Raw genomic sequence first — 8133 nt, forward strand, 5'->3', positions numbered from 1 at the left:
TCGCGAGTTCTGCCGCCGCCGCGCAGGCAGAACTCGCGCGGCTGCGGCGCGCGCTCGCCGAACGCGATGCGAACGCGGTCGTGCTGGCCAGCCGCGCCGCGGCCGCCGAGCAGCAACGCGAGATCGAACAGGCACGCGTGCAAATGCTGCGCGAGCAGCTCGACGACGCGCTGCACGCGCTGAACACGGCCAAGCGCGAAGCCGCCGTGCTTGAACAGGCGTTCGAGGCGGATGCGGGGCAAGTGGATTTCGCGCGGCCATCGCTGCGCGCGATGCGCGGGCGGAAGATCGTCTACGTTGGCGGGCGGCCCGGATCGAACGCGGCGATCGCGCGGCTGGTGGGCGCGGCCGGCGGTTCGGTCGCGGTGCATGACGGCGCGCCGGCAACGTCCGCCGCGTGGCAGCGGCGAGTGAGCGACGCCGATCTGGTGGTGATGGCGGCCGATCGCGTCGACACCGACGCACAGGCCATGCTGGATGCGGCCTGCGAGGCGCAGGCGGTACCGCTATGCCGGATCCGCACGGCGCAACTGGCGCTGGTGGTGGATGCGATCGCCGCGCATGCGCGCGCGGCCGAACGCGAAGCAGAACGCGCGACCGGGCAGGCGTTCGGCACGCGGCAAGGCTGATCGCCGGAACGGCCCGACCGGTTCGGTGCTCAAGCGGAAAAGCAGGAAGCCGGGCACGATTGGCTCAGTGCCCAAGAGGAAAAGCAGGAAGCTGACACGGGTTGGAGGCGTTACCTGACCGGCTCAGCGTGCAAACAGATACAACAAGCCGCCGCAAACGCGCACGACCGGGGCCGCGATGAAATCCATCGCGCCGCGCGGCATCGTTCGACCGCCGCGCCCACGGTCACCGCCCCCTCAGGGCTGCATCATCTCCGTCAGCACGGCGAGCTGCTTCGCGCAGTGGCGCTGCGCTTCCTCTTCAATCTCGCGATAGAGCCGCACGATCTGCTCGCCGACCGGCGTCAGCGTGCAGCCGCCGCCGCTCGCGCCGCCCTGCTCCGAGTGCGTGGCGGGCGAGCGCAGCGAGCGGTTCAACTCGTCGATCAGCAGCCAGGCGCGCCGGTACGACATGCCGAGATGCCGCGCCGCGGCCGAGATCGAACCGTGCTCGCGCACCGCTTCGAGCAGCGTGACCTTGCCGGGGCCGAGCGCGACGGTCTGGCCGCGCCGGATGCGCATCCGGAAGTTCACCTGCGGGGCGGACGACGGCTCGGACGCCGGCGGTGCGCCAGCGGAATCGGACGGGGACGAAAGGTCGGGATGGGTCATGCGCGCAAGCATACAACGAAGGGATCGACGCGTCAGTGCGGCGAAACGCGATCGTGCGGCGCGGGAAAACAATGCCCGTAATCCTCGCAGCCGGGGCAACCGGGCGCGGGCGCCGGGGCCTCGCCGCGCGACAGCGCGAGATCCTGGGCAAGGAATTTTTTCCAGCGCAATTGGCCGGTATTGCGCGCCGCCACGGCCGGGAAAAAGCGCGTGAGCATCGCGGAGACGGCCTCGCGGCCGTCGAGGCCGAGGTCGCGCCACAGGTGATCGGGGCGCAGGCACGCATGCGACACGATGCTGGCGAGGCAGCGAGCGTCGTCGGGATCGACCGCCGGGTTGGCGTCGGCCAGCAAGCGGGCGCGCAGCGCATCGACGAACGCCGCATGCTCGCTCGGCAACGCCGCTTCGGCCCAGGCGGCGTCCACATCCGGCAAGCCGTGCCGCGCCAGCAGGCGCGTGAGCGCCGCGTGCGACACACCGAGCCACGCCAGCTCGTCGCGCGCCGCCGCGCTGCGTGCACGGATCAGCGCCGCGAACAGCGCGGCGTCGCCAGCGCGGTCGATGCCGGAAACGGCCACCGCCCGCTCACACCGTCAGCACCCGCGCCACCAGCGACGCGAGCCGCTTCACGTGGCGCGGCGCGGGCGAGATGTCCGCGCCCGAGAACAGGTACGGCGCCCCGCCCTCGGCGCGCATCGGCTCGCCGCCGCATGCGTAGGCGACGATCGCCTGCTCGCCGATCGCGGTGTTGAACAGCTCGTGCCACGAGAACGTCACGGCATAGCCGTCGTGGCCGATCGCGAGAAACACGGTGCGCTTGAGATCGCCGCTGGCCGGATCGTGCAGCCCCGCCTGCGTGAACAGCTCGGTGAGCCGCACGCCGCGATAGCGCTCGACGTCGCGGATATAACGCCCGCTCGTGAAGCAGCGCAGCGCGAACGGCTCGCAGACGGTGGCGGGCAGCGCCGCCAGATCGGCAAGCGACAGCGACATCGGCCGCAGCACGTCGCCCGTCACCTGCACGATGCCCGCGCCCGGGTGGCCGGGCAACAGTGGCGCGGCCGGGGAGGAAGCGGTTTCGGTGGAGGACATCGCGCCGCTCAGCCGTCGACGCCGATGATCACGCTCGACGCCTTGAAGATCGCGCTGGCCGGCTTGCCGGCGGCGAGGCCGAGGCGCTCGACGCTGTCGTTCGTCACGATCGCGACGACCTCGGCGCCGCCCGGCGCGGCGATCGCCACTTCGGCGTTGACCGCGCCCTTGATGACGGCGGCCACGGTGCCGGCCACGCAGTTGCGCGCCGACACGCGATCGGCAGCCACGTCCACCATCACCAGCACCGACGACGCCTTGACCAGCGCGAACGCCTCGACGCCGGCCGCGAGGCCCAGCGACTGCGCGCTGCCGTGCGTGACGATCGCGACGATCTCGAGGCCGCTGGCGGCGCGCAGCGTCACTTCGTCGTTGACGGCACCGGGCTTGACCTCGACGATCTGTCCGACGAAATGGTTACGGGCGCTCGTACGCATGCTGGTCTCCTGAAATCGAATGCCGCGGGCCGGCGTGGCCCGCGCGGCGGGGACGCTCAGTGTAAACGCATGCAGCCTCATCGATTCCGACAAAATGTCGTGTAAGCACCGTAATATACCGACCTCTATAACGCTACGGAGTAAGCCATGTTTCGCAAGCTGCTGGTCTGCGGCGCCGTCGTCGCAAGCGCATTCGTCGCCACCGCGCACGCCGCCGATACCGACACCGTCAACGTGCTGTACGCGGGTTCGCTGGTCAACCTGATGGAGCGCAGCGTCGGCCCCGCGTTCGAGAAGGAAACCGGCCTGCACTTCCGTGGCTACGCCGCCGGCTCGAACAAGATCGCCAATGAAATCAAGGGCAAGCTGCGCCGCGGCGACGTGTTCATCAGCGCCAGCCCGAAGGTCAACGCCAGCCTGATGGGCGAGGCGAACGGCGATCACACGTCGTGGTACGTCAACTTCGCGCAGTCGCCGCTGATGATCGGCTACAACCCGAAGAGCCGCTTCGCGAAGGAATTCAAGACGAAGCGCTGGGATCAGGTGCTGCAGGAGCCGGGCATCCGCATCGGCCGCACCGATCCGAAGCTCGATCCGAAGGGCGCGTTCACGGTGGAGATGATGACCAAGGCCGCCGAGTTCTATCACCAGCCGGATCTCGTCGAGAAGACGCTCGGCACGCCGGAGAACCCGGAACAGGTGCTGCCGGAGGAAACGCTGGTCGGCCGCCTGCAATCGGGCCAGCTCGACGCCGGCTTCTTCTACTCGACCGAAACCTCGGACCTGAAGATCCCGGCCATCGCGCCCGCGCCTGAGCTGCACATCCAGGCCAACTACACGCTGACGATCCTCTCGGATGCGCAGAACAAGGACGGCGCGTCGCGCTTCGCGAACTTCCTGCTCAGCGCCAAGGGCCGCGAGCTGCTGAAGGAACACGGCGTGGACGTGGTCAAGCCGACCGTCAAGGGCAACGCGCAGGCGCTGCCGCCGTCGCTGCAAGCCGTGATCGACGCCGCGCAATGACGCGACGCGTGGCCGCGCCGCTGCGCCTGCTGGCGCTGCTGCTCGCGGTCTACCTGCTCGCGCCGTTCGTCGCGAGCATTCCGCAGATCGGCGAGGCCGACTGGGCGAGCGTCGATTGGGGCGCCACCGGGTCGGCGGTCGCCGTGTCGGCCGGCAGCGCCACGCTGGCCGCGCTGATCACGCTCGTGTGCGGCGTGCCGCTCGGCTACTGGCTGGCGCGCTCGGGCTCGAAGGCGGCCGCGCCGCTCGGCTTCGTCGTGCAGTTGCCGCTGGCGCTGCCGCCGCTGACGAGCGGCGTGCTGCTGCTGTTCCTGTTCGGGCCGTACAGCCCGCTCGGCCAGTGGACCAACGGCGCGCTGACCGATTCGTTCGCGGGCATCGTGCTCGCCGAAACGTTCGTGGCCGCGCCGTTCCTGATCGTGGCCGCGCGCTCGGCGTTCGGCGCGATCGATCCGGTGTTCGAGGACGTGGCCGCCACGCTCGGCCATCGCGCCGCCAGCCGCTTCTTCCGCGTCGCGCTGCCGGCCGCCTGGCCCGCGATCCGCGCCGGCTTCGCGCTGGCCTGGCTGCGCGCGTTCGGCGAATTCGGGGCCACCGTGATGGTGGCGTATCACCCGTATTCGCTGCCCGTTTATACCTACGTGATGTTCGGCAGCCTCGGCCTGCCGGCGATGATGCCGCTGCTGCTGCCCACGCTGGCCATCGCGATCGCCTGCGCGATGCTGTCGATCGTGCGCTTCGGCCGGCGCGAGGCCACGAATCCCGAACCCGCCGACAGCGGCGACGAGCCGCTCGCGCGCACCCACACCCCGCCCGACGCTGGCGCGCCCGAACTGCGGCTCGCGATCCGGCTGCGCAAGCAGCTCGGCGCGTTCCGGCTGGCGGTGGACTGGACGCCCGCGTCGCGGCGGCTGGCGATCGTCGGGCCGTCCGGTTCGGGCAAATCGCTGGCGCTGCGCCTGATCGCCGGGCTGGAGCAACTGGACGAAGGCAGCGTGCGGCTCGGCGCGGCCGAGCTCGGCGCGCTGCCGCCCGAGCAGCGCCAGATCGGCTACATGCCGCAGGATTACGGGCTGTTCCCGCACATGACGGTGGCGCATCAATTGCGCTTTCCCGTCGACGCGGACCCGGTGGCCGCGCGCTACTGGGCCGGCCATCTCGGGCTCGACGCGCTGACGCACCGGCTGCCGCGGCAGTTGTCGCTCGGCCAGCGCCAGCGCGTCGCGCTCGCGCGTGCGCTGACGCGGCACAGCCATCTGCTGCTGTTCGACGAGCCGTTCTCCGCGCTCGACACGCCGCGCCGCCGCCAGTTGCGGCGCTCGCTGCGCGCGCTGCAGCGCGAGATCGGCGCGGTGACGGTGATCGTCACGCACGATCCCGACGAAGCCGCGCAACTGGCCGACGACGTGCTCGTCATCGATCACGGCGAAACGCTGCAGGCGGGGCCGGTGACGGAAGTGTTCGCGCGGCCGGCCAACCCGCGCGTGGCCGAGCTGCTCGGCCTGCGCAACGTGGGCGCGGGCGAGATGGTGGCGCCGGGGCGCATCGCGATCGGCCCGGGCGTCGTCCTCGACACGGCCGACCGCACGCTCGCGGCCGGCATGCGCGCGATGTGGCGCGTGGCGCCGCGGGCGATCCGGCTGGTGGACGCGCACGGCGAGCACGACGAGCACGGCGGGGACGGCCTGGCGGCGCGGATCGAATCGGTGGAATTGCGCGACGGCGAACGCCATGCGCGTGTCGAACTGGGCGGGCACGTGTTCGACGTGGCGGTCGAGCCGCAGGTGGAAGACGGCGTGGCCGGCTGCCGGGTGAGGATCGATGCGGCGGGCGTGGCGGCGTGGGCGCTGACGGCCGGGTAAAACCGCTCGCGTCGGCGTGGGCGACCCGCTAGCGGGCCGGCCCGCGCGAAACGAACCCGGATCGCCTCCGCGCCAACGCCGCGCTCAACCCGCCTGCGCGAGCGCCTCGGCCTGTTCCCGCTCCCGTTCGCGCTGCGCATGCTCCCCCGCCAGCGCACGAATCCGCCCCGCCACCGCCGCGTCGAGCGGCGTATAGACGATCATCCCCAGGTCGGGCCGCCCGTCCACCGCGAACGCGGAATACTCGAGTTCGATCTGCCCCAGCAACGGGTGCTGAAGGCGCTTCACGCCGTCGCCCTCGCCGTGGCTCAGCACCTCGTTGTCGCGCCACAGCATCGCGAACTGCTCGCTGGCCGCGCACAGCTCCTCCACCAGCTCGCCCACTTCCGAGGCGATCCCGGCGCGCGCCACGTCGGCGCGAAACGCGCCCACCACGAAACGCGCCACGGCGTTCCAGTCGTGCTGCTTGGCGCGCACCTCGCGGTTGCTGAACAGGAACCGCAGGATGTTGCGCGAGCCGACCGGCAGCGCGCCGTAATCGGTCAGCACCACCGACGCCGCACGATTCCACGCCACCACGTCCCAGGTCGCCGTCTTGACGATCGCCGGGCTGGCCTCCAGCGAATCGAGCAGCCGCTGCAGGCGCGGGCTGACGCCCTCGACCACGCGGTAACGCACCTCCGGCGGCCGCCCGAGCCCGAGCATGAACAGGTGCTCGCGCTCGGCGTCGGTCAGCAGCAGCGCGCCGGCGATCCGTTCCAGCACCTCGGCCGACGGCGCGCCGCCGCGCCCCTGCTCGAGCCAGGTGTACCAGGTCGGGCTGATGTGGGCGCGCTGCGCCACCTCCTCGCGCCGCAGCCCCGGCGTGCGCCGGCGCCCCGAAAACCCGAAGCTGGCCGGATCGAGCCGGGTGCGCCGGCTGCGCAGGAAATCGCCCAGCGAGCGGGCCGTATCGACGGTCATGGGAATCCTGTTAGTCGCTTTACCATGATGAACTCACTACTTTAACGGGATAAGCAACCGTCGGATAGTAAGCGCGTGACGACCCAAGGAGAGTTCACATGCGTATTTTTCTGACTGGCGCGACCGGCTTCATCGGCTCGGCCCTCGTTCCCGAACTGATCCAGGCGGGCCATCAGGTGCTCGGCATGACCCGCTCCGACGCCGGCGCCGACGCGCTGCGCCAGGCCGGCGCCGACGTGCACCGCGGCACGCTGGAAGACACCGACAGCCTGCGCGCCGGCGCGGCCCAGGCCGATGCCGTGATCCACGCGGCGTTCGACCACGATTTCACGAACTTCGTCGCGAACTGCGAGAAGGACAAGCGCGCGATCGCGGCGCTCGGCGAGCCGCTGAAGGGATCCGACCGCCCGCTGCTGATCACGTCGGGCACCGGCGTGGGCAGCGGCGAGCACGGCGAGCCGGCCAGCGAGGACGTGTTCAACACCGCCCATCCGAACCCGCGCATCGGCTCGGAACTGGCCGGCAACGCGCTGCTGGACGCTGGCGTCAACGTGTCGGTGATGCGCCTGCCGCAGGTTCACAACCCGTATCGCCAGGGCCTGATCTCGCCGCTCGTGCAGATCGCACGCGACAAGGGCGTGGTGGCGTATGTGGGCGACGGCGCCAACCGCTGGCCGGCCGGCCATCTGTCGGACGCCGTGAAGCTGTATCGCCTCGCCATCGAAAAGGGCCAGGCCGGCGCGCGCTGGAACGCCGTCGGCGAGGAAGGCATCTCGAGCCGCGAGATTGCCGAGACGCTGGCGCGCGTGATGGGCCTGCCCGCCCGCTCGATCGCGAAGGAAGACGCGCAGGCGCACTTCGGCTGGATGGGGATGTTCGTGAGCCTCGACATGCCCGCATCGAGCGCGCTGACGCAGGCGCGCCTCGGCTGGAAGCCGGTCGGCCCGACGCTGATCGAGGATCTGAATCACGGCAAGTTCGTGGAAGGCGCGGCGCACTGAGCGCGCGGGCCGCTGTCCCCGATCGGGGGGACGGCGGCCGCAATCGGCTTTGACCGGCCCCGGCAGGTAACGTATCGTTTTGCAACGTTACCTGCCGAGGCCTTTTCCTTTCATGCATTCGCGATTCGACCGCTTCCGCGCCACGCCGCTCGGGCGGCAACTGGAAGCGCTGATCGACACGCCGTCGCGCTATATCGAATTCGCGGCGCTGTCGCGCGTGGGCGTGGCCGCGATCGCCGCGATCCGCGACGAGATCGCCGCCAAATTCCCCGACGCCGCCGCCGACACCACCGCACGCCAGTTCTGCGGCGCGATGGTGGCCGAGGTGATGCGCCGCCACGGCCACGAGCTGGTGCAGGCGCGCGGCCGGATCGGCGGCGCGCCGTTCACGTACGGCGCGGTGTTCGGCCCGTATCCGGCAGTGCTGCCGTTCGACGGCGTGCGCGACGCGCTGGCGCGGATGCCCGCGCGGCTC

9 protein-coding genes and 1 pseudogene are annotated in these 8133 nt (G+C 71.0%); 5 read left to right on the forward strand and 5 right to left on the reverse strand.

All coding sequences use genetic code 11. The features are described from left to right. The coding region (locus G3N92_RS28020) for a DUF2325 domain-containing protein (protein WP_206130835.1) at positions 1-629 on the forward strand (629 nt) is incomplete at its 5' end. Between the two features lie 237 nt (positions 630-866). On the opposite strand, the gene G3N92_RS28025 is transcribed toward G3N92_RS28020, so the two are convergent. From G3N92_RS28025 to G3N92_RS28040, 4 genes are read right to left on the reverse strand one after another with little or no spacing between them, the layout of a single operon-like run. Then, the gene (locus G3N92_RS28025; protein ID WP_241015064.1) at positions 867-1292 is read right to left on the reverse strand and encodes a winged helix-turn-helix domain-containing protein; all 426 of its coding nucleotides are present in this window, start codon (positions 1290-1292) and stop codon (positions 867-869) included. A 20-nt stretch (positions 1293-1312) separates the two neighbouring features. Continuing rightward, entirely contained in the window at positions 1313-1858 is a 546-nt protein-coding gene (locus G3N92_RS28030) for a nitrogen fixation protein NifQ (protein ID WP_206130836.1), read from the reverse strand. Between the two features lie 7 nt (positions 1859-1865). Continuing rightward, a complete protein-coding gene (locus G3N92_RS28035) occupies positions 1866-2372 on the reverse strand; it encodes a molybdopterin-dependent oxidoreductase (RefSeq protein WP_206130837.1) in 507 nt (168 codons plus the stop codon). Positions 2373-2380: 8 nt separating this feature from the next. Beyond that, positions 2381-2809 (reverse strand): TOBE domain-containing protein, encoded by a 429-nt coding sequence (locus G3N92_RS28040; RefSeq protein ID WP_206130838.1) that lies wholly within the window; start codon positions 2807-2809, stop codon positions 2381-2383. Positions 2810-2956: 147 nt separating this feature from the next. On the opposite strand from G3N92_RS28040, the gene G3N92_RS28045 reads away from it, so the two are divergent. Together G3N92_RS28045 and G3N92_RS28050 are read left to right on the forward strand one after the other, a co-directional pair. After that, positions 2957-3832, forward strand: coding sequence for an extracellular solute-binding protein (locus G3N92_RS28045; protein WP_206130839.1), 876 nt, complete (start codon positions 2957-2959; stop codon positions 3830-3832). After that, positions 3829-5694 carry an ATP-binding cassette domain-containing protein gene (locus G3N92_RS28050; protein ID WP_206130840.1) on the forward strand — a complete coding sequence of 622 codons (1866 nt, stop codon included), beginning with the start codon at positions 3829-3831 and terminating at the stop codon, positions 5692-5694. The genes G3N92_RS28045 and G3N92_RS28050 overlap by 4 nt, the downstream gene beginning before the upstream one ends. A gap of 84 nt (positions 5695-5778) precedes the next feature. On the opposite strand, the gene G3N92_RS28055 is transcribed toward G3N92_RS28050, so the two are convergent. Further along, positions 5779-6657, reverse strand: coding sequence for a helix-turn-helix transcriptional regulator (locus G3N92_RS28055; RefSeq protein WP_206130841.1), 879 nt, complete (start codon positions 6655-6657; stop codon positions 5779-5781). A gap of 98 nt (positions 6658-6755) precedes the next feature. Between G3N92_RS28055 and G3N92_RS28060 the strand changes: the two genes are divergently transcribed. Both G3N92_RS28060 and G3N92_RS28065 read left to right on the forward strand, forming a co-directional pair. After that, a complete protein-coding gene (locus G3N92_RS28060) occupies positions 6756-7658 on the forward strand; it encodes an SDR family oxidoreductase (RefSeq protein WP_206130842.1) in 903 nt (300 codons plus the stop codon). Positions 7659-7770: 112 nt separating this feature from the next. Continuing rightward, positions 7771-8133, forward strand: a pseudogene (locus G3N92_RS28065) (DinB family protein); the annotation flags it as partial.

The sequence above is a fragment of the Burkholderia sp. Ac-20379 genome, from assembly GCF_017104645.1.
Taxonomy (GTDB): Bacteria; Pseudomonadota; Gammaproteobacteria; order Burkholderiales; family Burkholderiaceae; genus Burkholderia.